Raw genomic sequence first — 1,526 nt, 5'->3', positions numbered from 1 at the left:
GTGGTGGGGGTGCGCCCATCGTGGCAAGGCGTGGTGCGGTTGCCGGGGCCGGGGCCGTGGTCATGCCCGTACCGTCGCCGCGCCGGAAGCCGCGTCAGAAGCCGCATCCGCCGGCTCCCCGGCCGTCCGCCACGCCGCGAGGCGCCCCCGCACCCAGTCCGCCACCGGCCCCACGCCCTCAGCCCCGCGCAGCGACTGGAAGGCGACCGGGAGTTCGCCGCGCTGCGACTTGGCGTCGTCGGCCATGCGGGCCAGGTCGGAGCCGACGTGCGGGGCCAGGTCCGTCTTGTTGACCACCAGCAGGTCCGCCGTCGTCACGCCCGGGCCGCCCTTGCGCGGGATGTCGTCGCCGCCGGCGACGTCGATGACGAAGAGCTGGGCGTCGACGAGGCCCTTGGAAAAGGTGGCGGTGAGGTTGTCGCCGCCGGATTCGATGAGGATCAGGTCGAGGCCGCCGAGCTCCTCCTCCAGGTCCTCGACCGCCTCCAGGTTCGCGGAGATGTCGTCGCGGATCGCGGTGTGCGGGCAGGCGCCGGTCTCGACGGCGGTGATCCGCTCGGGGGGCAGGACGGCCTGGTTGAGGAGGAATTCGGCGTCTTCGCGGGTGTAGATGTCGTTGGTGACGACGGCGATCGAGAGGTCGTCACGGAGGGCTCGGCACAGCGCCGCGACGGTCGCCGTCTTGCCGGAGCCGACCGGGCCGCCGAGGCCGATGCGCAGGGCGCGGCGGCGACCGTTCGGGAGCCAGGCGGCAGCGCTGTGGGTGTGGCGCTCGGGGAAGGTGTCGAGGTCGTGGTCGAGGTGCATGAGTTCCGGCTCCCGGCAGTTGTGCTTACGAGGCGAAGAGGCGTACGGGCCAGGTGGCGTGCTGCTCGGCGGTGATGTCGAGCAGCGGCGCGGAGGCGGCGGGGAGGGCGTCGGTGCCCTCGGCCGCGGCTCGCTCCGCCGCGGCGGTGGCGCGGGCGGCGACGCCGTCCATCTCGGGAGCGAGGCGGGCGAGTACGGCGGTGGCGTCGAAGGGGTCGAGGCTGAGGAGTCGTACGGCCGCGGTCGCGGGGCCTGAGACGGCTTCGTACGCGGCGGCGTGGGCGGCGTCGGCCGGGTGCAATCCCGCTGCGCGGGCGGCGAGGCCGAGGACGATGGGCTGGTGCGTGCCCTTGGGGAACGCGCGCGCCAGCGCGTCCAGTTCGGGTGCGGGCCAGGCGGCTCGGGCGGCGCGCAGCATCTGACGGCCGAGCCTTCGGGCTGCCGCCCGGAGCGCGGGGGACGGGGTGCGGGCGTCGGCGGCGGTGTCGAGGTCGCGCGGATCGAGGCCGGCGCAGGCGGCTGCCGCCAGGGCTGCCGCCGTGAGGCCGGTGGTGTGCAGCCGGCCGCGGCAGTACGACGCGAGGGTCGCCGCGTCCCGTACACGCCCGGCATTCACCGCGGACTCGGCGCCGCCGGAGTGGGCGTGGCCGCCTGCCGGGAAGCGACCGTCGGCCAGCACGAGCAGCGCTGCCGCACCTGCGGCGCAGGGCTGCTCGTGC

General features: G+C 75.6%; 2 protein-coding genes. Both read right to left on the bottom strand.

The window, feature by feature from the left end; all coding sequences use genetic code 11:
* Window positions 1-60: 60 nt before the first annotated feature.
* A complete protein-coding gene (gene ureG / locus G5C51_RS41880) occupies window positions 61-807 on the bottom strand; it encodes an urease accessory protein UreG (RefSeq protein ID WP_165246157.1) in 747 nt (248 codons plus the stop codon).
* 25 nt (window positions 808-832) lie between these two features.
* A complete protein-coding gene (locus G5C51_RS41875) occupies window positions 833-1,492 on the bottom strand; it encodes an urease accessory protein UreF (RefSeq protein ID WP_165246159.1) in 660 nt (219 codons plus the stop codon).
* Between the last annotated feature and the right edge of the window lie 34 nt (window positions 1,493-1,526).

Origin of the sequence: Streptomyces coryli, from assembly GCF_011044975.1 — a bacterium.
Lineage (GTDB): Bacteria > Actinomycetota > Actinomycetes > Streptomycetales > Streptomycetaceae > Streptomyces > Streptomyces coryli.
The sequence above is the reverse complement of the archived record's forward strand: the minus strand, read 5'-3'. Positions and strand labels throughout refer to the sequence as shown.

Bases quoted from the DNA above. Each gene is read 5' to 3' on its own strand.
- ureG (WP_165246157.1), bottom strand. From the start codon at position 807: ATGCACCTCGACCACGACCTCGACACCTTCCCCGAGCGCCACACCCAC.